We start from the raw sequence: 24,622 nt of genomic DNA on the forward strand, positions 1-24,622 counted from the left end.
CCTCGCGTAAAATGCGCTTATGAAGCATGAATAACAGCATGAATGACAGCGTGAGTGACAGCATGAAGGAAGCATCCATGTTCAAATGGAAAAAACTGGGCAAGATATTTGATCCGGCGCTCATCAAAGACCGGCCATGGATATCGGCCTTTGCACAAGCACCCAGCACCCTGATCTTTGAAGACAGGATCAGGGTGTATTTTGCCTGCCGCCCGCCGGTGGATAGCCAGGGCAATTATGTCAGCCTGTCGGCCTATGCCGACTTCAGGCGGGATGACCCCAGCCAGCTGATCAGTGTATGCGAAGCACCTTTGCTGCCCCTGGGTGGCCCCGGTAGCTTTGATGAGTTTGGGGCTTACTTCACTTCAGTGATACGTAAGGACGAAGACGTACTGGCCTATTATGTCGGTTATTCGCGCTGCGAGTCTGTACCATTTACGATCAATATCGGTGCCGCCATCAGCCATGACGGTGGCGATAGCTTTGCCCGGCTTGGCCCTGGCCCGGCCTTGCCCTGTGCGCTGGATGAACCATTTTTTTTGACGGTACCAAGAATCCGCCACATCAATGGCCGCTGGTATCTGTTCTATAGTGCCGGGCAGCGCTGGTTGCAAACACCCAGCCGCGCAGAGCCGGTGTACCAGATCAGGATGGCGACCTCGGATGACGGCATCAACTGGGTCAAGCATGGACGCAACCTGGTCGAATGCAGGATAGGCGAGAATGAATGCCAGGCCTGCCCCGATGTATTTGAATATGGTGGCAGATACCACATGCTCTTTAGCTACCGTGCCAGCACCAATTACCATGGCAAGGAAGGCGGTTACCGCATGGGCTATGCCAGTTCTGATGATTTGTTCAACTGGGTACGCGATGATGACAAGGCGGGGCTGGAGATTTCTGAAGAAGGCTGGGATTCAGAAATGGTATCCTTCCCCCATGTATTTGCCGTTGATGGCGCAGTTTATCTGCTCTACCTGGGTAACCAGATGGGCAGGCATGGTTTTGGCCTGGCCAGGCTGGAAAACTGAACTGATAAAATCCCTGCGTCTTGCTGCTTGATTTCAGCAAGGGCAACTTAATAAATGAGATGAATAAGATGACAGTGAATCCTCTGCTCGACAAAGAAAAAGGCTTGCTGGAAGCCTATGCCGCCAACTACATTACCTCGGACGACTCCAGCCAGCAAAGGCTGATGCGTGAACTGGAGATCCGTGTCTTCAAACAATTCATGAAGCGCGGCAAGGCGCTGGAGCTGGGTTGCGAAATCGGCTATATGTCCGAGCTGTTGAGCCCGCTGGTGGATACGCTGGATATCGTCGATGCTTCACAAGAGTTCTTGAACAGAACCAAGTCACGCAATCTGCCGAACGCGAATTATTTTTGCTCACTGTTTGAGCATTATGAAGCGCCCCATCAATATGATGCCGTCATCGCTTCCCATGTGCTTGAGCATTTATTAGATGTGCAGGAAGTATTGAAGATGGTGCACAAGTCACTCAGCAAAGATGGCCTGCTGTTTGTTGCGGTACCGAATGCGCGTGCCTTGTCGCGCCAGCTGGCCAGGCACATGGGCCTGCTCGACAGCCTGTATGAACTGACACCGAATGATTTGCGTGGTGGCCACCGCCGCGTGTATGACCGCGTCACCCTGAATCGTGAGCTGGAAACTGCCGGTTTTGAGATCGTCGCGCAAGGCGGTATTTTCTTCAAATACCTGGCCGATTTCCAGATGGATAAAATGATCGATTCCGGCATACTTGGTGAGCCACAACTCGAAGGTCTGTTCAGCCTTGGTAATGAATATCCCGACATGTGCGCAGACGTGTATTCCGTCGTGCGCAAAAAAACCACGGCTGGCGCTGAATGAAGAGCGGCACTATGAGATGGAAAAAACTGGGCAAGATATTTGACCCTACCCAGCACCAGTTGCCGAATGACTGCGTGGCATTTGCCCAGTCACCACAGGCGCTGGTGTTTGATGATTTCATCCGCATTTATTTTTCTACCCGCGCACTCGAACAAAAAACCGGCAAATACCTGAGCCATATTGCCTTTGTCGATATGGATAAGGAATTAAAAACCACCTTGCGGGTATCACAGCAAACCGTGATACCGCTGGGGGACTTGGGTAGTTTTGATGAGCATGGTATTTTCCCCATGAATGTGCTGCGCCACGAGGACCGCATCTATGGCTATACCTGCGGCTGGAGCAGGCGTGTATCAGTGTCTGTGGAAACGGCGGTTGGTCTCGCAACCAGCGATGATGATGGTCTGACTTTCCAGCGCATGGGGCCAGGCCCGGTATTATCAGCATCGCTGCATGAACCCTGCCTGGTGGGTGATGGTTTTGTCAAAGTTATCGGTAATACTTTTCACATGTGGTATATCTTTGGCACAGGCTGGACACAGTTTGCTGCTGATGCAGCACCAGACCGCATCTACAAGATAGGCCATGCGACATCTGCAGATGGCATACACTGGCAAAAAGAAGAAGCGCGCCAGATCATTGCTGACCAGATAGGCGAGCATGAATGTCAGGCCCTGCCGACGGTGGTAGAAATTGATGGCCGTTACCATATGTTTTTTTGCTACCGTCACGCCTATGACTTCAGGACCAATCCTGAGCGCGGCTACCGCATAGGCCATGCCTGGTCAGATGATTTACTGAACTGGACCAGGGATGACCAGCAAGCCAGGCTGGAAGGCACACCCGGAGAATGGGATGCCGACATGCAGTGCTACCCGCATGCCTTTAACTGTGATGGCCGTACCTACCTGCTGTATAACGGCAGTGAATTCGGGCGTTATGGCTTTGGTGCAGCCGTGCTGGAAACTTAAGCCTCACCAAATGAATCCCGCCATCCAGTTTTCGCACAACCAGGCCAGCCAGCAGGCGATTGCAACACATCTGCGGCAATGTGATACCGCCTTTGTACCGACTTTGAGTAGCCGCCTGAATATAGACGACTATGCCAGCAAAATCACCAAGCTTGCACAGCGTTTTGAAGCCAGCACCAGCGCCTCTCATGAGCTGGCGGGTCTGGTCGCCATGTATTGTAATGATGGTAGCAACGACAGCCAGCATGGCCGCGCCTTCATCACCAATGTCAGTGTAATGCCCACCTGGCAGCAACAGGGTATCGCCCTGGCCTTGTTGAAGCAGGCGCTGCAATTTGCACAAGCCCGTGGCTGCCTGCAGGTGGAACTTGAAGTCAACGTCAACAATCCCACCGCCATTGCGCTGTATGAAAAAATCGGCTTTGTGCAGCATGCAGAAGCTAATATGAATACAGCAGACAATATCGTGATGCGCCATATTTTTTCATGAAACCTGCCCTACTATCCCCTGTCCATCATGAATAAAACCATACTGATTTTCCCTGCCGGCATGCCGCAGGCTGTCGCCTTCATGCAGTCACGCAAAAACGATACTGACAGGCTGATCGGTGCCTCTTCCCTGGCACTGGACCCGGCACGTCAGGCCTATGGTGACAGCGACTGGCTGCACCTGCCCTTTGTCAATCATGCAGATTTTGATCAGGCTTTATCAAGCGCGATACAAGAGCAAGGCATCACCAGCATCTATACGCCGCATGCGGTAGTCTGGGATTACTTGAACCGTTTGCTGCCTACCCTGGCCCCCGCAGTCAGTTTATTGAATACCACACCCGCCAATACCGAGCTGGATGCTTTTCGCGTTGCGACACAATGGGCGAGAGCTGTACTTGAGCAACCGATAGCCGTGGCTGCGCAGACAAGCATCAAGCCTGACCTGCCCTTGCTAAGCATGGCCGCCCTGTACCGGCATGTGCAGGATATTCCCGGCATGTGCGACCATGAAAAACTGCGCGCCCTGTATGAAATTGCCCGCAGTTGCCCGGCGGGTGATGTGGTTGAAATTGGTAGCTGGTGGGGTAAGTCAGCCTTCATCCTCGGCCATCTGGCGCAAAGCTTTGGTCTGGGCAATGTGCTGTGCATAGACCCGTGGTCAGAAACCGGCATCGTCTCAGAAGGTGCAGACAGCCTGGTTGAAGCAGCCTTCACCCATTTCAGCGCAGAAGAAGCCTTTGGCGTGTTCCTGGTCAACCTGCTGCCTTATAGCCAGGGCAGGCTCAATTACCTGCGCATGCCATCACTTGACGGTGCCAGCTATTATGCCAGCCACGACAGTGTCAATAACACCATGTTTGGCAACACGAGCTACAGCGGCCAGATCGCCTTGCTGCACATCGATGGCAACCACAGCGAAGACAGCGCCAGGGCCGACGTGGCGGCCTGGTGCCCGCTGGTGGCACCTGGTGGCTGGATAGTCATTGATGATTACTCATGGCCTTTTGGCGATGGTCCACGCCGTGCTGCTGATGCTTATCTTGCCAACTATCAGGCAGAAATAGCTACGGCGTTTTTCATGGGTGGCGCACTGTTCATCCAGAAAAAAGTCCAGCACCCATGAACACCAGCGACGCGCAATGTATTACTGCGCGTGGTTCAAATCCTTTTCAAGCACCTCAAACGACTGTGCAGGCAAACCCTGGCACCAGTTTTGCCACATGATGCGCAAGGCGCGTTGCAAGCCGCGGGCGATCAGTTCGGGGCGGCCCGGTACGGATTGCTGTATGCGTGTACGCATGCTCATGCGCAGGTTGGCCAGGCTGTCCAGATCAGTGGCCGCAGCCACTGCCTTGCGCACGAACTCATCAGCATCACCAGCGATGTAATTATCCAGGCCCAGATGCCCCATGATGGATGTACTGGTGCGGCTGGGTATGGTCTGGCCATGCAGGGTCACGGTGGGCACGCCCATCCAGACTGCATACATGGTGGTGGTGCCGCCTGAATACGGGAAAGTATCGAGGCAGATATCCACCTGCTGATGCAGCATCAGGTATTTGCGCAAGTCACAATGCGGCTCAAACGTCAGGCGGTCTGCACTGATACCCGCATCAGCAAACCAGCCAAGGATAGCCGGGTGCTCACCGTCGGCAGGCATGGAACCCAGCAACATGCGTGAGTTGGGTACAGACTGCAAGACCCTGGCCCAGATCGCGACGACTTCTGCATTGATCTTGCCAACACGGTTAAAACTGCCAAAGGTGACATGGCCTTTCGGCAGCGCGGGCAAGGCCACTAAATCTGGCGGGTTCACCGTCGATTTGAACGGCGCATTGGCAGGCAGACGAACTATCTTCTCGACAAACTGCGACTCGAACTGCCCGGGTGGCAGGATAAAACGGTCAGACAGGAAGTAATCGACAGAGCGAAAGCCGGTAGTGCCTGGGTAACCCATCCAGCTCACCTGCACTGGCGCTGGCTTGTACGCAAAGGCCTGCAACCTGTGCATGCTGGTGTGGCTGGAAAGATCGATGAGGATATCAACGCCATCCTGCGTGATTTGGGTAACCAGGTCAGCGTCAGACAACCCGGCCACCTTGCGCCAGTGCCTGAAGCGGGAACGGATGCGGTAAGTGATCTCGTCATCCACGCTATTGTTATAGTAAATGAATACCGCAATATCACTGGCATTCGTCAGGTGCTCAAGCACAGGTTCTATGAAAGATGCGACGGCGTGATTGCATAAATCTGCCGAGACAAAACCTACCCTCAGTTGCTTTTGCGGGTCACGCTGGTTTTGATGTCTGGGCCAGGCGTCGCGCAGGCCGGCTTCATAGATATCACCTATGCGGCAATGTTCAGCAAACAGGGCTTGCGGATCAGTCGCCTGATTTTCAACCATGTTGAATAATTTCCAGCTGGCCAGTTCCAGGCGCTGGTCGATCAGGCCAGGGTCAACCTCCAGAGCCTGTTTAAGTGCCTGCTCTGCATCTGCCATCTTGCCCTGGGATTTGAGGATGGACGCCAGTATGCAATAAAAATCACCGGTCTGCGGCGCATGTTCAATCGCGCTGCGGCAGCTCGCTTCTGCCTCTTCAGGCTTGTGCTGCCCCATCAGCAACAGGGCGAGATTGATATGTGCATACGCATGTTGCGGGTTGATCGCAAGCACGGCCCTGAAACTGCGCTCGGCGCTGGCCGTCAGCCCCTGCCCTATCTGTATGCCGCCGAGATTAAAATGCGCCTCGACAAAATCAGGCTTGATTTTGATCGCGGCCTGGTAGCAGCTAACCGCTTCTGCCATATGCCTTAGCTGCGTCTGTTTTTCTGCTAGCTGGAAATGCCAGTTGGCATCCTCCGTCACGCTGGCGATCAGGCGCTGGTAGTGGCTATCGGCCTGTACCAGTCGATCTTGTGCACTCAGCGTTTCGAGCAGGATGGCGCGTGCTTCTGCATGGGTGGGCTGTACTTCCAGCAAGCGCCACAGCCAGGTTTCAGCTTCTGCACCTTTGGCCTGGGCCAGCAAGGCATTGCTCAACATCCACAATAATTGGGGTGATACCGGGGCTGCCGTGCTGGCTTGTTTCAGCAATGCCTCAGCCTCGGCATAGCGCGCCTGCGTCAGCAGTATGCCACCCAGATTGGCATAGGTATTCACAGAGTCGGGATTGATCTCCAGCACGCGCCGGAAGCATGACTCAGCCTCATCCAGCCTGTTCTGCCCCTGCAATAAAGTCCCCAGGTTGAAATGCGCAAAAGAAAAAGCCGGGTTGATCTGTATCGCCTGGCGATAACTGGCCTCTGCCTCTGGCAGACGGTTTTGCACCGTCAGATTGGCAGCCAGGTTAAATTGCGCCACCGCATTACCGGGTTCACGCGCGATCAATTGCTGGTAAGTGGCTTCAGCCTCTGCACTGCGGCCTTGCCCATCAAGGGCCAGCCCCAGATTAATCGCCGCATCACCAAAGCCGGGCGCAATTTCCAGGGCACGGCGATAAGCCGCTTCTGCCACCGCCAGATGCCCACGCTCATAGGCAATATCGCCCAGCTTGTTGTGCACCTGCGCATCTTGCGGGTCAAGCACAAGCGCCTGCTGGCAGTAATCCTCTGCCTCATCGAGTTTGCCAGCGGCGAACAAATGATTAGCCTGCTCCAGCAAGCTACCCACTGCTGACAACTGTACTGCGACAGGCGCCAGCTTCGCCGGGCTTTGAACCGGAGCATCAGCCACAGCCTGTGCAGGCTCAATAACAGGCTGAACTTCAGCCTCATTGCCTGTACCCAGGCGCTTTTTAAACCAGGAAAACATCCAGATATCCTTTGCTCAGTACCGTTTGCCGCATTATCTCAGGCGATGAGACAGTCTCAGCGGCAAAACACAAATATTAACGCAGGATAACATCGCTAAGCCTGAATCTAAAGCTTGAATCTAAAGCTTAATTCTGAGGCCCGCTGCGTGAAACAGCCTGAGTTACTCCAGTCACATCCCCAGTACATCGAAGTATTTCTCCCCCGGCAGCCAAATCATTGCATAATTGCTACCGCACAATTGCTTGCGAGTGCCAGCAAACCCGGCGAAAAAAGTGAACCACAAGTTCACACACAATACGGAGACACCATGAATAAGAAAATAGCCAGTGCACGCGCATTGAGCCTGTTGGCAACGATTTTGGCAGCGACATTGGGAGGATGTGGTGGCGGCTCGGGTGGTAGCGGCAATGCCAGCACTGCGCCCGCCACTGGCAATCAAACCCAGGTCAGCACCAGCCTGGTACCCGTCATCTTGCCAGGGCCGGTTCCGGCAGATTCACCGCCACCACCCACGGGTGGCAGTTACGCGATGTCACTGGCGATTCCTCCACGTCACCAGTGGAATGCCAACTACGGCTATTGCGGCGAAACCGCCTTCATCAGCGCCGGTTTGTATTACGGCCAGTATGTATCACAATACACCGCACGCGCTGCCGCGACACCGGGTTTGAGTCAAAACGATGTCAACAGCCAGTTGCTCGTCTCGGTCAATGACCTGACCGCAGCAGCCAACATGCACCTGAATGCCGTTGAGTGGAACGGGCTGTCAAACGCCACCACGACCAGCCAGTACCTGGCCTGGATCAAGGGCTATGTGCTGGCGGGTTATCCAGTCATCATGGGTATCTATGTGAACCAGTACCAGCCTGGCGGTAACCCTGCGGCGGGTTTTTCCAGCTACGACCATATCGTGCCGGTAAATGGCATCGCCTCCAGCCATCCCCTGGTACCGGGATTGAACCAGACTTATTACGCCGACGATATTTTGCAGTTCAGCGATAACAGCGGCACCAATAATGCCAATTACCCCAATCAATTCACTGCCCCACCAGTAGCCGCAGCTTATCTGTTCCAGTATAGTTTCGACAAATTCCAGATGACACGCACCCAGGCCAACGCCCAGGCTGCGCCGCCATACTCGCTGGCCCTGCATAGCAACAGCAACAACATCAATTCAGCCGTTGCCATTACCGGTGTCATCGATATAAACAGAGAAACCGTGCCGGTGCGTCTGGCAACCGACCTGAATTACGAAAACCCGGCAATGAGCAATGGCGCCAATACTCCGCCCATGGCAGCCCCACTGACCCTGACCGCAACCGTATATGGCCTCAGCGTTGGGGTGAAATACAATGTGTATCAATACAATTCGCTGGCAGCCATCCCGAATTCATCCTTCAACGCCAATGCTGCCGCTGCCACGCAAACCTTCAGCTTCACCGCCACCGACTCCACCTATGTGCTGCCCCCGGTAAAAATCATGTCCAACCAGACTGCAGCTTTTCGCGCTGTGCCTGCATCGGCGCGTTGAAGGATAATCCTGAAACCACAAGCTGTATGCATGAATCAATTAGCATGATGCGGGAACGATGTTCCCCGCTACGACTCCAAAGCATAATCAATCAACCTGACTGCTCACCGATGATAAATAAAAACCTGCTGGTCTTACTATTTACCGCCCTGATCCCATTTTCTGTATGCACAGCGCAAGACATGAACCAGGCCAATCCTCAAACCACTTCAATAAAAATCGACAAAACCTTGACCCCGGAAATAGGTGGAATAAAACAGTTGGTCGAGATTAAAACTGATGATGCCAGCAAGCCCGTCCTGCTATTTTTATCGGGCGGCCCCGGAAGCTCGATGATCAACAATGCGGCTGCTTTCACGACTATCTTGAAAGAGAGATTTACGATAGTCCAATGGGACCAGAGAGATGCCGGTAAGACCTTGAAACTCAATCCCTCACCCATACAGCCCTCAGTCGAGCTTATGGAGAAGGATACCTATGAAGTCATACAATTCATCAGAAAAGAATTAAAGCAGGAAAAAATATATTTGCTCGGCAGCTCCTGGGGCAATGTCCTGGGTTTTTACATCGTCAAAAACCACCCTGAATTACTGCATGCCTATTTTGCTTCCAATCCCGTCATCAGCCAGCTCGCCAGTGAAAAAGAATTACTGGCTGCCCTGAAGCAGCATTTCAAGGACAATGCAATCGCCAGCGCCGAGCTGGCCAGCGTCAACATCCCATTTAAAATCGATGAAGACCTGCTCTACCTGAGAAAATGGCTGCTGTACAAAGAAGGCAAAGAGTTTGCAACCAGCGCTGAATTCAAGAATGGTTTTCTGCAATGGTCAAAAACCTGGTCGCCGGTGTGGAACGCCGTCATGAATATGGATTTGCCAAAGACCTTGAAAGAAGTCGATTGCCCGGTGTATTTTTTCGTGGGTAAAAACGACATACAAACATCTGCCCAGATTACCAAAGACTATTTCGCGCAATTGAAGGCACCAAAGAAAGCCCTGTTTTTATTTGAACATTCCGGGCATCAAATCCATAAAGACGAAGCAGAAAAATTTCAGCAGACCATCATCAGCACCTTGCCTGCGGTGGCGACCGGGAAGTAAAGCTGACTTGAGAGGCTGGTGCACTCATCAACTGTATCAATGCATGGCAAGACATCTGAGCTTCGCTGATTCAAGAGCAGGTGTCTATCCAGCTTAATAAACGACACCTATCTCGGCAATTGCCCCGCGAAATGCGCTGGCCAGTTCATTGATAAAATCACGTGCGGGCAACTGGCGTAGTTTTTCGCAAAAGCCCGGCAAGCTTTTACCAAAATCCAGCATCACGGCACCGCGCCAATAGCCTGCATAGTCAGTCCAGTCATACAATTCCGGGAAATTTTTACTGACATGAATATTCATCTCAGGTACACCGGCATATTCCCCATGAACCAGATAGGCATCAAAGGCTTTTGAAACTGGCCAGGGAATTGCATCCAGGTCATACACAAAACCAGGACAGGCCTGGTCAGGCGCAGGTGAAATCTGCTCAAAGTAACAGTATTCATCAGACTGCTGGATGCGGATATCATTGCCAGCGACAACAATGATTTGTGAAATGTAATGATCCTCGTCCCCTACGGTATCGTAGTAACACCGCCCGGCGATATCTACTACAGGCTTGCCGCTGGTCTCATCATAGACGAGCGCCTTGCCTGCACCCGGCATGGCACCGGGAATGGTTTTTTCTGACGATTCTTTCATCGTCGATAAATCAAACACCGTGGCCGGTTTATCGATCAGCGACCATTTATGCAAGACCGCATCGACACGTGCCAGGGTATCCGCCGCTGGTAGCCAGCTCTTGTCATTGACGACCAAAAAATGCCGGTATTCAACACCCATCTTATGCTCCCTTAAAAGTAGGCGTTAGTGTACTTGCTTTCGCATTACGTGGATACGAAAGGAAACCCGGGAGTCACGGCTGCTTTTCGAGATTTTTCTGCAGACGTTTTATACCAATAGCCGCCCTTTTGTGTAAGACGCTCCTGAATACATGCAGGAGCGTGGCCTTGAACCAAAAGCTGTCATTGCGGCTATACATGCGCCACGTGACGCTACAGGAATCAGCACCCGTCGCCTCAAAGAGTATCTCCATTCTTGGCATCAAAGGCAGGAACTCACCCTCTGTCATAAACACTCTACCCAATTCAGCTTCCCTGACGCAGATTTTTATTTTTCTCTTACCCTTGAGCGGAACTACGATTGTTTCCAGATACTCCTTGCCACGCTGCCCATGCTCAAGTGTATTGGCTGACTCGATAGACAAAACCCCGGGAAACCACTCGGCAAAATGCTCAAGATTGGTCGCGTATTGATACGCGGCCTCGGCGGATCTGGCGATGGATATAGTCTGTTCAGTGAGTAGTTGCAATGCAATCTCCTGTTTGGTGAACGAAGGAAGCCGTTTTAAATATCGCGCACTTTGGTAGCAGCACGAACCTGGTTTGGCTGTAAAAGATAATCCTGATTCCCCGGATGGGATAGACAGGCATCTGGTCGGGCATATTTGCGATGATGCGGGACTACTCTCAGCTACGGACTGAGCACGAACACAATCTAAATTGTTGGAACAAATACCCAAAGAATTAACAACACAATAGCAAATAAACTCAACGCACTTATCTTCATATACCGTCTTGCTGAACCATCGGGTCGAAAGAGCATTTGACGAACCCGGTCATGTCGTCCCAGCGTCCACCACCAATCCGGCCCGGCGCTGCCTTTCCCCGAACCTGAAAAGTAAATCAGCACGGCAATGACAGTAATGGCCAGGGTAAAAAAGAATTTTATATTCAGTGGCATCAAACACCCGCAAGGATATTAAGCATAGAAATGTCAGACCTGCTCTCGCTGCAGATACCACCCAAGTTTTTTCTCAAACCAGGGTAACGCGCAACGTTTAACGTCGGCCACAGCCTTATCAACGGCCAGTTGAACCCTCATTTTCGCTTCATCGTCGCCAATCTCGCGCATTTCATCAGCCATGAATTCTGCCTGAAAGGCAGCTATATCATCTATCGTCGAATTGGGTTTCCAGAATGGCCAGTTTAATGCTATTTCCTCAGGTTTGAAACCAGCCATCGGGCCAGACAGTAATTGAAAGAAAACCGTCGCGCTCGGTGCAGAAATAACTGCATCTGAAAAAGGTTCCATTGTCCAGGGAACACCTGCTTTTAGCTTCCCTGCCTCTGACCATTTGCAATATCCTTCAAAATAATCTAGACGAGAATGCGTGGAGAACTCCATGGTGAAAGTCAATTTATCAATAGGGTTCCAAATAAATACAACTGGCTTTCCAGATGGTTTCGCTTCGTCTGCCGCTTTCCTTGATGGCGTCTCTTTCAAAGTAAACTCCGGGAAGGTGCCATGCATTTTTTCGACCAGGATTGGTTTCCAGAATTTCTTGTAGCAGACTCTCATTATTACAAACCCTAGTTTTCAGTGGATATGATTACTGACAGTTGCGTCAAATCAGGCTGCGCAAGTAGGACAAGTGTAAAAAACGTACCCTCAAGCTATATCTGAAGGCGATCCAGAAATGGCATGCCATTTTGACGTAGTTTTAAAATTAAAGCTGCGGTAATCTCAGAAATAGTTTCTTCATCTATCTGCACATCATCCACGTCATCTTCACACAGGTTACCAATCCGGACAACACCTTCATCGAGATTACTGGCAGTAGAAATACTCCCGGCTGTAACAATTGACGGCCTCTGCATCAATTTATCTGAGCGGTTGCAGCCCTGCATGGTTTTCAGAAACATCCATTTCTGCTAAGGTAAGCCGTCCCCCCACGATTTGTCCTGCATGCCATGTCTATGTTTAGAAAACCCAAGCCTGTCCCCGCAAATACTGTTGAAACCAATCAGCAGATTGCTGCGCTGGTGTCTGTGCAAAACCGGATTTTTCCGAGGCTGATTGATAGCTTGCAGGCGGGTGTCAGTACGGCAGACGTGGCGATGCTGGCGGATGAGCTGGCGCGGGAGCATGGTGTGCATAGCTCGCTGCCATTGATGAATGGTTTTCCGGCTGGTATCAGCATTAGTGTGAACCAAGAAATCATGAATGGTGTGCCGCGTAGCGACAAGTTGCTCAAGGACGGCGATGTGGTGAAGCTGGCGTTCGGTCTGCACCATCAGCAGCGGGCGTTCAGCATGCAGAACTGGACTGTGCAGATCGGCGCGGGTACGGCCATTGCTGGCGACTTGCTGGGGCCTAGTGAACTGTAACAGTGAAAATCGGAGTGCCTGCCATGTGCGCGACGATCATGGCTGCGTTGCAAATACTCGCGATAGGCCCGCTATCGCTGTGTTTTGCATCTTGCCCTGATGCGCCGGGCACATGTCCTTCACTCTCGATTTCACTGTTACAGTCCACTAGTCATGCAATTTTGCAGGAGAGTATATCGCTGTGCCGGCCAGGCGCGCTGGTCTCGGCAATTGGCAGCCATTTGCAGCAGGCGTGCAGCAAGACTGGCTTGTTTATCTCAGAGCTGTTTGCTGGTCATATCATGGGTGAACAGGCGCATATGCTGCCGCAGGTCTTGCCGCGCCGTGGCATGTTCGAGTCTGAGCATGTCCTGAGTGCGGGCTGCATGCTGCATCTGGTAGTGCTGGCCCACCCTGCCAAGCCTAATGCCAGGCAGCTCAAGGATCACTGGCCGGTGACTGAGCGCAACTACTATCCCTCAGCCTGCTACAGCCATATGCTGTTGATCACCGAAGATGTGCCGCAGATACTGACAGCGTCTTATCCTTTGCTGCCGAACTGCTAAACCCGCACAGCAGAGGTGATCACAAAGTCCCTCAATTTGACCATGCCAGCCATGCAGCAAGACGCGGCATTCTCCTACAGACAAATGAAATCTTGAGGCGCAATATTGCCTCACGGAAAACACAAGCCAAGCCACAAAAGCGTAAAAAAATGCAAATTAATCATATCAATATTGCAGCGATATAGACAATTGCATAATATGAATGTAAATTTGGTAAGCATGATATATTTGCACTGGCATGCATGTATGTCGAAGGAATACGCAAGCGGGGCCGTACTGTGGCAATAAGTGCGGGGCGAGTTTGTGAGCAAGCATGGCTTGTAAAAGGCTTGTTACAAATTTCGCGTTGCAGCAAAGTTGCTCCGGAGTATTATTAATCATTGTGCGCAGGCGAAAGGTGTCAAATGAATGACAGCATTCCGCAAACCAGACCGGTCACTATCCTTGTCGTTGATGATGACGATGTCGATGTGCTGGGTATAGAGCGCGCACTGAAAAAACTCAAGATCGCCAATCCCATCGTGCGGGCGCATGACGGTGTTGAAGCGCTGGAAATCCTGCGCTCGTCTGAGGGCTTGCCACGTCCCTACCTGATCTTGCTGGACATCAATATGCCCCGCATGAACGGGCAAGAATTCCTGGCGGTATTACGGCAGGATAAAAACCTGTCATCTGCCGTTGTATTCGTACTGACCACTTCACAGGATGACCAGGACAAGGTCATGGCTTATTCCAAACATGTGGCAGGTTATATCGTCAAACAGCATGTGGGTGATGGTTTCATGCGTGTGACTGAAATGCTGGACCATTACTGGCGGGTAGTTGAACTACCCGTTGCCTGAGGTGTAATCATGATGCTGACCGCGCCACCACAAACCTCTACTCTCGATATCCTCATCATCGATGATGATGAAATCGACAGGCGCAATGTCATCCGTGCGCTGAAGCAGGTGTCGGTCAGCGTCAAGATCGTTGAAGCCAATAATGCCCTGGATGGCCTGCTGAAAGCCAAGGAAACCCTGTTCGATGTCATCCTGCTTGATTATCGCCTGCCCGACCGTGACGGCATCGAGGTATTAAAGAGCCTGCGTCTCGACAAGACCCACCATACCGCCATCATCATGCTGACGCACCAGGAAGATGTGAGTCTGGCAGAGCAGGCCATAGAGGCTGGTGCACAAGACTTTTTACTGAAAGAAGAAGTCAATGCACGCCGCCTGATGCGCGCCGTGCACCAGGCCCGCCACCGCCACAAGCTGGAATCCGAGCTCAGCCGCAGCTATAACCAGTTGCGTGAGCTGGCCGAGCATGATGCCCTGACTGGTCTGGCCAACCGCTATGATTTTGAGCGGGCCCTGTCCTTTGCCGTCAGCCGCGCCAAGCGCGAGAACCTGCATGGCAAGATGGCGGTGCTGCTGCTGGACCTGGACCGTTTCAAGAATGTGAATGACACCTATGGTCACGCAATAGGTGACCAGTTGCTCATCAAGGTGGCGCGCCGCCTGGGCACCACCACGCGCGGCAGTGATTTGCTGGCCCGCCTCGGTGGCGATGAGTTCGTCGTGCTGGTGCAGGACATGGACAGGGTCGATCAGGCCATCCTGCTGGCGACCCGGATTGTTGAAGCGTTCAAGAAACCCATCGTCCTTGATGGCATGGAATGGCATGTGACGATGAGCATAGGCATCGCCGTGTTTGGCTCCTGCGCCAATGATGCGACTGAACTCATGAAATGCGCCGACATTGCGATGTACCGCGCCAAGCAGGAAGGCCGCAACCAGAGCCATTTTTATTCTGACCAGTTGCACCAGGCCGTGCGCCACCGCATGTACCTTGAGCGCGACCTGCGCCATGCCTTGCGCAATGAGCAGTTGCAGGTGTATTACCAGGCCAAGATCAATCCCTTTGATGGCAGTATAGGCGGCATGGAAGCACTGCTGCGCTGGCACCATCCGGTAGAGGGTGTGCTGACACCGGGTGTGTTCTTGCCGATGGCAGAAGAACTGGGCCTGATGTTCGATATTGACCAGTGGGTCATGCGCACTGCCTGCGCCCAGTTGCAGGAGTGGCGCTCGCTACCTTTCCTGCATGCCCAGGACCTGACGATGGCGGTGAATGTCTCGGCCATACAATTGCAGGGCGATAACCTCATCTATACCGTCGATGAAGCCTTGCTGAGCAGTGGCCTGGACCCTTGCTGTCTGGAGCTGGAAATCACCGAGAATGCCCTGATCCGTGACCCGGTGCATGTTGCGGCGATTTTGCACAAACTCGTCGGGCGTGGCGTCAAACTCTCGCTGGATGATTTTGGTACCGGTTATTCATCCTTCGGGCATTTGAAACTCTTCCCCATCCATGTGCTGAAGATAGACCAGAGCTTTGTCGCCGGAGTTGGCAAGGGCGAATCGCAAGAACGCCTGCTGGCAGCGATGATCGCCTTTGCCCAGACCATGGAGCTGTCCCTGGTGGCAGAGGGTATAGAAACCGAGCAACAGGCCACGTTCTGCGCAGAACGAGGTTGTGAACTTTTGCAGGGCTATATGTATTCACGCCCTATCCCATCGAGTGAATTTGAAGATCGCTACCTGACCGGAAGTTTCCGCCATGAGCCAATTGGACCACAGTCAGAACAATGAGCAAGCCAGCAATCATCAGCCAGGGAAGCAGACAGAGTGTCTCAATGACCAGCACGCCTTGCTGGCCGCGATCGTCAATTCATCGGACGACGCCATCATCAGCAGCGACCTCAGCGGCAATATACTGAGCTGGAACCACGCAGCAGAAATCCTGTTTGGTTATACCGCCACGGCAATACCAGCGCCCTTTTGCCAGCCTTTTCCCGGCCGGGCAATTGCCCGATCACCTCTCACTGATCAAGCTCATGCAGCAAGGCGCTTCGATAGGCCATTTTGAAACCATGCGGCGCTGCCAGGATGGTACAGAGTTGCCAGTGGCGCTGACCATCTCTGCCATGCGTGACGAGGGCGACAATATCATAGGCCTGTCGCTGATCGCACGTGACTTTAGCGTGGGCTACCGCATTGCTGCCCGCCTGACGCAAAGCGAGCGCCATTTTCGCCAGGTGGTGGATGCTGCGCCAAACGCCATGGTCATGATAGACCGTCGCGGCCTCATAGAAATGGTCAATTCACAGACCGAATCCATCTTTGGCTATACCCGCACCGAGCTGCTGGGCAAACCCCTGGAAATTTTGATCCCCTCGCGCTTCCAGCGCCACCACCCCAGCCTGCGTACCGGTTACTTTGCCAACCCCATCAGCCGCGTCATGGGCCAGGGGCGCGAGCTGTATGGCCTGCGCAAGGACGGAACCGAGTTCCCGGTAGAGATAGGCCTGAACCCGATAGAAACTGCCGATGGCATCAAAGTCTTGTCAGCCATCGTCGATATCACTGAGCGCAAGCGCCAGGAAGAACGCTTCCGCCTTGTCGTGGAGGCTGCACCGAATGCCATGGTCATGATAGACAGCCAGGGCAAGATAGAAATGGTGAATGCCCAGACCGAAACCATCTTTGGCTATGAGCGTGAAGAATTGCTGGGCCAACCCATGGAAGTGCTGATACCTGAACGCTTTCGCCATCACCACCCCGGCTTGCGCTCGCACTTTTTTTCTCAACCCAGCAGCCGCAGCATGGGCACGGGTCGCGACCTGTTTGGTTTGCGCAAGGATGGCACAGAGTTTCCGGTAGAGATAGGCCTGAACCCGATAGAAACAGCAGATGGTCTCAAGGTCTTGTCTGCCATCGTCGATATCAGTGAGCGCAAGCGCCTGGAAGAACGCTTCCGTCTCGTCGTCGAAGCCGCGCCAAACGCCATGGTCATGATAGACAGCCGCGGCATGATAGAAATGGTGAATGCCCAGACCGAGCACCTGTTTGGTTACCCGCGCGCAGAATTGCTGGGCCAGCCCATGGAAATGCTGATACCGGCCCGCTTCCGCAGCCAGCACCCGGATTTGCGCGCCCAGTATTTCACCAGCCCCAGCACCCGCGCCATGGGTAGTGGGCGCGACCTGTTTGGCCTGCGCAAGGACGGTAGCGAATTCCAGATAGAGATAGGCCTGAACCCCATACAAACAGCCGATGGTCTCAAGGTCTTGTCAGCGATTGTCGATATCTCCGAGCGCAAGCGCTTTACTGATGAACTGTCGCGGCGCAACCAGGAGTTGAATAATTTTGCCTATGTCGCCTCGCATGACCTGAAGTCTCCCCTGCGAGGTGTCGATCAACTCGCCACCTGGCTGACCGAAGACCTGGCCGGCAAGATCGATGATGAAACCAATGAACACCTGCGCCTCATGCGCATGCGCATCAAGCGCATGGAGAGATTGCTGGACGATTTGCTGCTCTACTTCCGCGCCGGGCAGCTCGGCGGCGCAGTAGAACACATAGACTTTGCAGACCTGGTGCGCGATGTATTTGAACTGTGCTGCCCTGACCAGTCGTTCAGGCTGGAGCTGCAGGGCGAATTCCCGCGCTGTCATACCCACAAGGTGCCGCTGGAACTGGTGTTCCGCAATCTCATGAGCAATGCCATCAAACATCACGATACCAAAAAAGGCTGCATCGTCGTACGGTCCATGCCCAATGAACAATGGCTGGAATTTTCAGTCAGCGATGACGGCCCCGGTATCGCCGCAGAACACAGTGAACGCGTATTCGCCATGTTCCAGACCCTGCGCCCGCGTGATGAAGTTGAAGGCAGCGGCATGGGTCTGGCCATCGTCAAGAAAACCATAGAGTCTCTGGGCGGCCATATCAAACTCAGCACCAACCAGCCACGTGGCGCCGTGTTCAACTTCACCTGGCCGCGCAACATGGCGGAGGCTTTATAAGATGATGTCGCAATCCCGCAAAACAGCAGCAGACACTGATCCGGTGGCCTTGCTGGCCGCCATCGTCAATTCATCGGACGATGCCATCATAGGCAGCGACCTGAACGGTCACATCATCAGTTGGAACCATGCCGCCAGTCTGCTGTTTGGGCATGCGCATGAGGCAATCCTGGGCCGCCCCTTTGCCGTCCTGTTCCCAGACGGGCAATTACCCGACCATCAAACTCTGGGCCAACTGCTGCAGAAAAATAACGCCATAGGTCAATTTGAAACCATGGGCAGGCGTGCCGATGGCAGCGAGATACCAGTGTCCTTGACCATCTCGGCCATACGCGATGCCAGCGGCAATATGTTTGGCCTCTCGCTGAGCGCACGCGACTTCAGCAGCGGCTACAAATTGGCCGCCAGGCTGACACAGAGTGAAAGGCATTTCCGCCAGGTAGTACAGGCTGCGCCAAATGCCATGATACTCGTCAACAGCCAGGGCCAGATAGAGCTGATCAATGAGCGTTGTGAACAAATGTTTGGCTACACACGCGCAGAACTCATAGGCAATACCCTCGACATGCTGGTACCTGAACGCTTTCGCGGGCAACATCCCGAACGGCGTGCAGCTTATTTTGCCCATCCGGACGAACCGGTCATGGGCAAGGGCCGCGAACTATATGCCTTGCACAGGGATGGTACCGAGTTCCCGGTAGAAGTCAGCCTCAGCCCCATAGAGACAGCAGATGGCATGAAGGTACTGTCAGCCATTGTCGATATGTCAGAACGCCAGCGCTTTACCGACGAACTCTCGCGCCGTAACCAGGAACTCAAGGACTTTGCCTACGTCGCCTCACATGACCTGAAAGCCCCGCTGCGCGGCGTTAACCAGCTCGCCACCTGGATCACCGAAGACCTGGCAGGCCAGATCAATGAAGAAACCCAGGAACACCTGCACCTCATGCGCGTGCGCATCACCCGCATGGAAAAACTGCTCGACGACCTGCTGCTCTACTTCCGCGCCGACAACCTTGGCGGCAGCACGGAATGCATAGACTTTGCAGAGATGGCGCGCGATGTCTTTGAACTATGCTGCAACAACCCCTCGTTTTCACTGGAGTTGCAGGGCACCTTCCCCAAAGACCGTACCCACAAGGTGGCTCTCGAACTGGTCTTGCGTAACCTCATCAACAATGCCATCAAGCACCACGACAAAGCCAGCGGCCATATCATCGTACGCGCCCTGCCTGCACCTGATGAACAACACTACCTCTTCGAAGTCGCCGACGACGGCCCCGGCATCGCCCCCGAACACCGCGGCGTCTTCGCCATGTTCCAGACCCTGCGCCCCCGCGATGAGGTAGAAGGCAGCGGCATGGGCCTGGCCGTCATCAAGAAAACCATAGAGTCACTGGGCGGCAGCATCAGCCTCGCTGCCAATGAGCCGCGCGGGGCGGTGTTCAGGTTTAGCTGGCCGCGGGTGGCGGGGTAGTTGGTGTCTCATGTAGGAGCGGCTTTTGCCGCAAATAGCAAACGGAATTGAAAATTCAAGACCCAAAAACTCACCACAGAGACACAGAGTCACAGAGAAATGCAAGAGAGTGATAACAGTATTGGCAAGCAACACCCTCGCAGGAGCGGCTTTGGCCGTGAATAGCAGACTGCAAGAAGGCTGAGCCACGATGCCTGTCTGAAATTTTTATCACATTTCAAATGCGTGCAGCACAAATACGATGAATTCCTGCCTGCTCAGGAATGACGACTCAGAGGTTGTCCAAATAAACGGGCAGCACGATTTACATAGTCCAAAATGACGTGGCGAAAACGATCAGGACGACATCGAAGCTACTTCCATTCATCCGCCTCCAAACTCATTTGCCGTCGCTCCAGCGCAGGCTCACTGCTGTCCGGAATAATGTGCTTGACAAAAACTGACGCGCAGATCCCCTCCCTTTCAAGGGGAGGGATAGGGTGGGGATGGGTTTCGGTCGAATAACGGTAAATGAATTTGCGTCAGAAACCCATCCCCATCCCAGCCTTCCCCTTGAAGGGGAAGGAGCTTTGAGCATGACCGCTGGCAGAAGATATTCAAATGCAAAATCAAGTCTCCGACACAGAAAAAAATGCTAGGACGTCGGCTATATATTGATTTCAGAACAAGTCAAGATAATTATTCCGGACAGCAATGAGCGCAGGCTGGAGCCCAGCGGCGTTCATTGGTTGACGAAGGAATTTCTTGAATCTGGATGGACGTCGCAAACCCAATATGGCACATCAAAGCACACGGCACGATTATGATGGATTCCTGCCTGCGCAGGAATGAAGATTGAAAGATATCCAGATAAAAAGGCCACACGGTTTGTATGGCCCTGCATAGAAAATCCAGAATGGGCGTTTTGTCCCGCAACTACTCCAAAACGCCCATGCAAACCTTACTTCGGTGGGAAGTTATAAGTCACCGTGTAATTCCCGCTCCCCGCATACGATTTGACCTGCACATAGTAGTAACCCGCCGTGCCTGCATAGCTGATGGATTCTGTCGATGTGCTGCCCTCGCTGCTGGCAACCTTGGTCCACGCGCTGCCTGAGTATTTGTACAGGTAGAGGTCAAAGTCTGTACCCGCTGGCCCGCTCAACTGTATGTTATAGGTACCATTACCAGCCTGTACATAGCCGGGTGATGCGCTGGGTGCATTGGCCGTTGCGCCGCTGGAGAGGCTGCCGGTCTGGGTGACAGCGCCACCAGGTGTTGGCGTGTATGAGGCAAACACCGTCCTGGCCAAACCTTCATTGACAGCATGCCATGGATAGCCCAGCGTGCGCATGCGGGAGTTTTCTGTTGGCCTGTATTTCCCGGTCTTGCAATACTGCGCGCCCTGGAAGGTACCGACCGTGCCGTTCGGATATTGCCCCAGGCCGGTTGGAACGGCAGTGGATGATGAGATCAGGCCGCCCCATTTGACATTGCGTGTGCCATTCAATGACACATCACCTGAGCTGGGCTCGGCACTCAGGCTGCAGGTACCGTAATCATATTCATCAGCCAGGGCAAAGGCGGTGTGGCCTATCTCATGCAGGGCAATTTCCACGGACTGGGCATGCATGGACAGCGTCGCTATCTCACCGCCAGAACCACCATAGCGGGTGGAGTTGGACACCACGACAATGACGTCGCGCTGATCAGGCGCAAGTACCGAACCGACGATGTCATACACCTTGGTTGAGTTCACACAGAGCAGGCGGTCGATGTTATAGCAGTAGAAGCTGCCATCCATGGCAGTATCGCGATAGACGCCCTTGTCTGGCTCATCTGCGCCGGACTGATTGCTGGCGACATCAACGCGGTGCACATTGATGCTGGCACGATTCGCGGCAAACAGGGGGTCGGCCATGAAGCCATCGATGACTTTTTGTGCGTCTGTACGCCATTTGCTCATCTCGGCAGCGGTATAACCATCGCCAACAAAGACCAGGTCCATGCGTGCATTGGACGGACCATTATTGATGATGGTCGTGACGGTTGCTGCCGGGGCGGCAGATGGTGGCGGCTGCATGCGTGCGGCCTGGCCGCTGCGCACTATCTTGCCGAGGGCGGCGCGCTTGAATACCGCTGGCTGTGGCGGCGGCGGCGCCATGCGTGCATCGCCCGTGGCTTGCGGCTGGATTTCTATGCTGGCGACCTTGTCATCAAAAGGCAGGGACACCTCAAACACGCCATCAGCCTGCCTGACTTGCTGCGATACATCAATGGCACCGGTTTTGGGATCAAATGCCTCAACATGGCGCTGTTGGGCATTGCGCACCAACACTTCATGGATGATAGTACCCTGGGCATTTCTGGCGATGACACGCCAGGGCTCGCCCTGACCGCTGTCAGGCATGCTGGGCGTCAGCGCAAACTCGCCAAGCTCGGCACGCACAGGCGTAAAGCTGGTACCCTGCCTGCCATCGGTGTAGGCAACGCGCAGCGAAATATTCGCTGCCTGGGCCGCACTGAGTTGTAAGGCTGAAATTGCAACGGACATCAAAATAAGTTTGAGTGAATTCATACTGTCTCCGAATAAAATAAGGTGAATGTGTGAACTACCGATGCTGATGGTGCTAATGCCGGTGTTTAGGCTGATATTGATGCTGATGTTGATGCTGATATTGACGCTATTAAAGCTGATGACTAAGGAGGAACCTTCCCCGATGTGAGAGAACCGTTGATGGAAGATGCTATCGGGGCAGTCGCTGCGCTTGATGCTGGCAGCTGAAGATCAGTATAGTAAAATAAATATATTAAACAAATATTAATGTAAGCAAATGTGAATGAGATCGCGGCATGCAAATGAAGGTCGCCGGGGTCGATATGGATACTGGCGGCCTGCCTTGCTTCTCTTATGTCACAATAGCTGGTCTATCCCAGTCTATGACCTGCATGAACCGCATCACACGCTCTGATCTCTATTTGTTTCTGATGCTGCTGTTGACCAGCCCTGTCACTGTGCCATGTGCACTGATCTGTCTCGTACTTTACGGCCTGTTCTCGCTGCTGAGCCTGCTCAAGATAGAAATGATAAACGGTTTATTATTGATCTTGTTCCTGGTCATAGGGTATCCATTTATTATGGTATTGCAGCTAAGTACTGGCGCACTGTATCACCTGCTGCGTGAACGTCCGCACATCAGCGATACCGGCTTCACGTTCCACCGCCGCTTTAAAAAAGTGACGGTCTTGTGGACTAGCATCAAGTTCATCCGCGAGGTCTGGACGCCGCCTGGGGGATCGGCATTTCAATTCCACTTCCAAGATGGGCAGCATCTGCAAATATCCAGAACTGAAGACAGTCAGCCAGTCATCGAAGAGACGAATAAGCTGGGTATACCATTTGAACTGGACAAGTTCTGTCAAGCTTTCCGTGATGACAGGCGCACGGCAGATAAACACGCCTCAGACGAAGCAGACGTGGACTAAGCCTCGTCCGCCATAATGTGACAAACTCATCTTTTTGCGAAAACCAATACCGCGATAGCATGGATCAACTCCCGATTATCTTCTTCCCTGGTATCAACGGCGATGCACGCATATTTGCAGAACAGCTAAACGCCTTCCCCACCTTAAAGGTCGCGCAGTGGCTGCCGCCAACACGCTCAGAGAGCATGGCGGCGTATGCAAAGCGTATGGCAAGAGCAACTGATCCAGGTGGCCCCTGCCTGATCGGTGGTACCTCTTTTGGCGGCATCATCGCACTTGAAGCGGCGCATCACCTGCAAGCGCAAGCCTGCCTGCTATTTGCGTCCAGCCGCGATGCCCATGGCCTGCCGACCAGTTTGCGCATGGCGAGGCAGTTGGGCAAACTGATCAGCGCTGACACTATCTGGAAATGGACAATGCGGTGGCAAGATGCCAGCATTGCCAGCCTGCCATCGGCCAGAAACAAACGCCAACGCCTGTCACTGGCGCAGCAGCATTTTCGTGACTGGGCCCTGTCTGCCTTGCTGGACTGGAAGCCTGCTCCCGCAGCCTGCACTATCATGCAACTGCACGGCAGCAGAGACAATGTCTTTGCCGCCAGGCGCAGCAAGGCCAACAGCATTATCGCCGGTGCCGGACATGTGATGACGCGTACGCACAGCGAAGAGGTCAATCAGTTCATTATCAAAGCACTTGAGCATTGCCATTCGTCAGAGACAGGCACCACCAGCATTCAGCAAAATAGCTATCGCCATGAATGACCGCATCAGGTTTTCGGACGTCATACTTTTTGTGGTCTTGCTGCTGACCTGCCCCATATGGCTCAGTTGCATGTTGATAGTGTGGGTATTCAGCGTCGTTTCCTTTTATCTGATTGGATTAAACTTGCCAGTAAGTATTGCTTTCTTACTCTCGAATGTGATGATCTTGATAGGCTGGCCATTTTTTGTTATTGGATATTTGGGGAACACTAGTCTTTTTCACCTGATACGCAAACGCCCGCAGGTCGGGGAAAACGGATTTACTTATCGCAAGTGGTTTGCATCGAGGGAAATTACCTGGTCAGAAATTGTGTCCATAAAATGGACGAACCATATACCCAATGGCGACGCATATGAATTTAACTTGATTGACGGTAGCGTATTTAGCTTTAACTCCTATGTAAAAATCCAGTATCTGCTGGAAGAAGCGAAAAAAGCAGGGGTGGAGTTCCGGCGTTGGGACAGATCGAATAAACCTGCGGCTATAGACAGAATATGGGATGAGATATTGTGACTTCATCGCCACTTCATTTCCATGTTTCACCCGTGCAGGGATTTTTCTTCAGTACTTATGC

The 24,622-nt window shown here is 53.1% G+C and carries 24 protein-coding genes; 17 read left to right on the top strand and 7 right to left on the bottom strand.

All coding sequences use genetic code 11. From position 1 onward, the window contains the following. Positions 1 to 38 precede the first annotated feature (38 nt). From UNDYM_RS20160 to UNDYM_RS20180, 5 genes are all read left to right on the top strand, one after another. Positions 39 to 1,031 (top strand): hypothetical protein, encoded by a 993-nt coding sequence (locus UNDYM_RS20160; protein WP_197740929.1) that lies wholly within the window; start codon positions 39 to 41, stop codon positions 1,029 to 1,031. 68 nt (positions 1,032 to 1,099) lie between these two features. After that, the gene (locus UNDYM_RS20165) at positions 1,100 to 1,870 is read left to right on the top strand and encodes a class I SAM-dependent methyltransferase (protein WP_162042655.1); all 771 of its coding nucleotides are present in this window, start codon (positions 1,100 to 1,102) and stop codon (positions 1,868 to 1,870) included. Positions 1,871 to 1,881: 11 nt separating this feature from the next. Beyond that, positions 1,882 to 2,841 carry a hypothetical protein gene (locus UNDYM_RS20170; RefSeq protein WP_162042656.1) on the top strand — a complete coding sequence of 320 codons (960 nt, stop codon included), beginning with the start codon at positions 1,882 to 1,884 and terminating at the stop codon, positions 2,839 to 2,841. 10 nt (positions 2,842 to 2,851) lie between these two features. Further along, on the top strand, positions 2,852 to 3,331 hold the full coding sequence (locus UNDYM_RS20175; protein WP_162042657.1) for an N-acetyltransferase: 480 nt from the start codon (positions 2,852 to 2,854) through the stop codon (positions 3,329 to 3,331). A gap of 27 nt (positions 3,332 to 3,358) precedes the next feature. Next, a complete protein-coding gene (locus tag UNDYM_RS20180) occupies positions 3,359 to 4,456 on the top strand; it encodes a class I SAM-dependent methyltransferase (RefSeq protein ID WP_162042658.1) in 1,098 nt (365 codons plus the stop codon). A gap of 21 nt (positions 4,457 to 4,477) precedes the next feature. Here the strand turns inward: UNDYM_RS20180 and UNDYM_RS20185 are convergent, their stop codons facing one another. Then, the gene (locus UNDYM_RS20185) at positions 4,478 to 7,144 is read right to left on the bottom strand and encodes a tetratricopeptide repeat protein (RefSeq protein ID WP_162042659.1); all 2,667 of its coding nucleotides are present in this window, start codon (positions 7,142 to 7,144) and stop codon (positions 4,478 to 4,480) included. A gap of 309 nt (positions 7,145 to 7,453) precedes the next feature. Between UNDYM_RS20185 and UNDYM_RS20190 the strand changes: the two genes are divergently transcribed. Together UNDYM_RS20190 and UNDYM_RS20195 are read left to right on the top strand one after the other, a co-directional pair. Then, positions 7,454 to 8,677 (top strand): C39 family peptidase, encoded by a 1,224-nt coding sequence (locus UNDYM_RS20190; RefSeq protein WP_197740930.1) that lies wholly within the window; start codon positions 7,454 to 7,456, stop codon positions 8,675 to 8,677. A gap of 110 nt (positions 8,678 to 8,787) precedes the next feature. Further along, a complete protein-coding gene (locus UNDYM_RS20195; RefSeq protein WP_232063553.1) occupies positions 8,788 to 9,777 on the top strand; it encodes an alpha/beta fold hydrolase in 990 nt (329 codons plus the stop codon). A 93-nt stretch (positions 9,778 to 9,870) separates the two neighbouring features. On the opposite strand, the gene UNDYM_RS20200 is transcribed toward UNDYM_RS20195, so the two are convergent. The 5 genes from UNDYM_RS20200 to UNDYM_RS20220 form a co-directional block, all read right to left on the bottom strand. Then, the gene (locus UNDYM_RS20200) at positions 9,871 to 10,560 is read right to left on the bottom strand and encodes a hypothetical protein (RefSeq protein ID WP_162042660.1); all 690 of its coding nucleotides are present in this window, start codon (positions 10,558 to 10,560) and stop codon (positions 9,871 to 9,873) included. A 73-nt stretch (positions 10,561 to 10,633) separates the two neighbouring features. Next, positions 10,634 to 11,089 carry an SRPBCC family protein gene (locus UNDYM_RS20205; RefSeq protein WP_162042661.1) on the bottom strand — a complete coding sequence of 152 codons (456 nt, stop codon included), beginning with the start codon at positions 11,087 to 11,089 and terminating at the stop codon, positions 10,634 to 10,636. A 185-nt stretch (positions 11,090 to 11,274) separates the two neighbouring features. Next, positions 11,275 to 11,520, bottom strand: a complete 246-nt coding sequence (locus UNDYM_RS20210; RefSeq protein WP_162042662.1) for a hypothetical protein — start codon at positions 11,518 to 11,520, stop codon at positions 11,275 to 11,277. A 33-nt stretch (positions 11,521 to 11,553) separates the two neighbouring features. After that, the gene (locus UNDYM_RS20215; RefSeq protein WP_162042663.1) at positions 11,554 to 12,090 is read right to left on the bottom strand and encodes a hypothetical protein; all 537 of its coding nucleotides are present in this window, start codon (positions 12,088 to 12,090) and stop codon (positions 11,554 to 11,556) included. 143 nt (positions 12,091 to 12,233) lie between these two features. Beyond that, the gene (locus UNDYM_RS20220) at positions 12,234 to 12,482 is read right to left on the bottom strand and encodes a hypothetical protein (protein WP_162042664.1); all 249 of its coding nucleotides are present in this window, start codon (positions 12,480 to 12,482) and stop codon (positions 12,234 to 12,236) included. Positions 12,483 to 12,530: 48 nt separating this feature from the next. Here UNDYM_RS20220 and UNDYM_RS20225 point away from each other — a divergent pair, with 48 nt between their 5' ends. The 7 genes from UNDYM_RS20225 to UNDYM_RS20255 all read left to right on the top strand — a co-directional run bounded on the left by UNDYM_RS20225 (position 12,531) and on the right by UNDYM_RS20255 (position 19,821). Further along, on the top strand, positions 12,531 to 12,947 hold the full coding sequence (locus UNDYM_RS20225) for a M24 family metallopeptidase (protein WP_162042665.1): 417 nt from the start codon (positions 12,531 to 12,533) through the stop codon (positions 12,945 to 12,947). A gap of 23 nt (positions 12,948 to 12,970) precedes the next feature. Beyond that, positions 12,971 to 13,492, top strand: coding sequence for a hypothetical protein (locus UNDYM_RS20230; RefSeq protein WP_162042666.1), 522 nt, complete (start codon positions 12,971 to 12,973; stop codon positions 13,490 to 13,492). A 404-nt stretch (positions 13,493 to 13,896) separates the two neighbouring features. Next, the gene (locus UNDYM_RS20235) at positions 13,897 to 14,334 is read left to right on the top strand and encodes a response regulator (RefSeq protein WP_162042667.1); all 438 of its coding nucleotides are present in this window, start codon (positions 13,897 to 13,899) and stop codon (positions 14,332 to 14,334) included. Between the two features lie 9 nt (positions 14,335 to 14,343). Then, on the top strand, positions 14,344 to 16,128 hold the full coding sequence (locus UNDYM_RS20240) for a GGDEF domain-containing response regulator (protein ID WP_197740931.1): 1,785 nt from the start codon (positions 14,344 to 14,346) through the stop codon (positions 16,126 to 16,128). Further along, positions 16,097 to 16,405 (top strand): PAS domain S-box protein, encoded by a 309-nt coding sequence (locus UNDYM_RS20245; protein ID WP_162042668.1) that lies wholly within the window; start codon positions 16,097 to 16,099, stop codon positions 16,403 to 16,405. The genes UNDYM_RS20240 and UNDYM_RS20245 overlap by 32 nt, the downstream gene beginning before the upstream one ends. Then, complete coding sequence (locus UNDYM_RS20250) at positions 16,344 to 18,344, top strand: PAS domain S-box protein (RefSeq protein WP_197740932.1); 2,001 nt, start codon at positions 16,344 to 16,346, stop codon at positions 18,342 to 18,344. The genes UNDYM_RS20245 and UNDYM_RS20250 overlap by 62 nt, the downstream gene beginning before the upstream one ends. Before the next feature lie 4 nt (positions 18,345 to 18,348). Beyond that, positions 18,349 to 19,821: a PAS domain S-box protein gene (locus UNDYM_RS20255; protein ID WP_162042669.1), complete on the top strand. Its 1,473-nt coding sequence runs from the start codon at positions 18,349 to 18,351 to the stop codon at positions 19,819 to 19,821. A 940-nt stretch (positions 19,822 to 20,761) separates the two neighbouring features. Here the strand turns inward: UNDYM_RS20255 and UNDYM_RS20260 are convergent. After that, complete coding sequence (locus UNDYM_RS20260; protein WP_162042670.1) at positions 20,762 to 22,378, bottom strand: M64 family metallopeptidase; 1,617 nt, start codon at positions 22,376 to 22,378, stop codon at positions 20,762 to 20,764. 275 nt (positions 22,379 to 22,653) lie between these two features. Between UNDYM_RS20260 and UNDYM_RS20265 the strand changes: the two genes are divergently transcribed. From UNDYM_RS20265 to UNDYM_RS20275, 3 genes are read left to right on the top strand one after another with little or no spacing between them, the layout of a single operon-like run. Beyond that, positions 22,654 to 23,286 carry a hypothetical protein gene (locus tag UNDYM_RS20265; RefSeq protein ID WP_162042671.1) on the top strand — a complete coding sequence of 211 codons (633 nt, stop codon included), beginning with the start codon at positions 22,654 to 22,656 and terminating at the stop codon, positions 23,284 to 23,286. Positions 23,287 to 23,345: 59 nt separating this feature from the next. Further along, entirely contained in the window at positions 23,346 to 24,047 is a 702-nt protein-coding gene (locus UNDYM_RS20270) for an alpha/beta hydrolase (RefSeq protein WP_162042672.1), read from the top strand. After that, complete coding sequence (locus UNDYM_RS20275; protein WP_162042673.1) at positions 24,040 to 24,561, top strand: hypothetical protein; 522 nt, start codon at positions 24,040 to 24,042, stop codon at positions 24,559 to 24,561. The genes UNDYM_RS20270 and UNDYM_RS20275 overlap by 8 nt, the downstream gene beginning before the upstream one ends. Positions 24,562 to 24,622 lie beyond the last annotated feature (61 nt).

This window comes from Undibacterium sp. YM2 (assembly GCF_009937975.1).
Classification (GTDB): Bacteria; Pseudomonadota; Gammaproteobacteria; order Burkholderiales; family Burkholderiaceae_D; genus Undibacterium.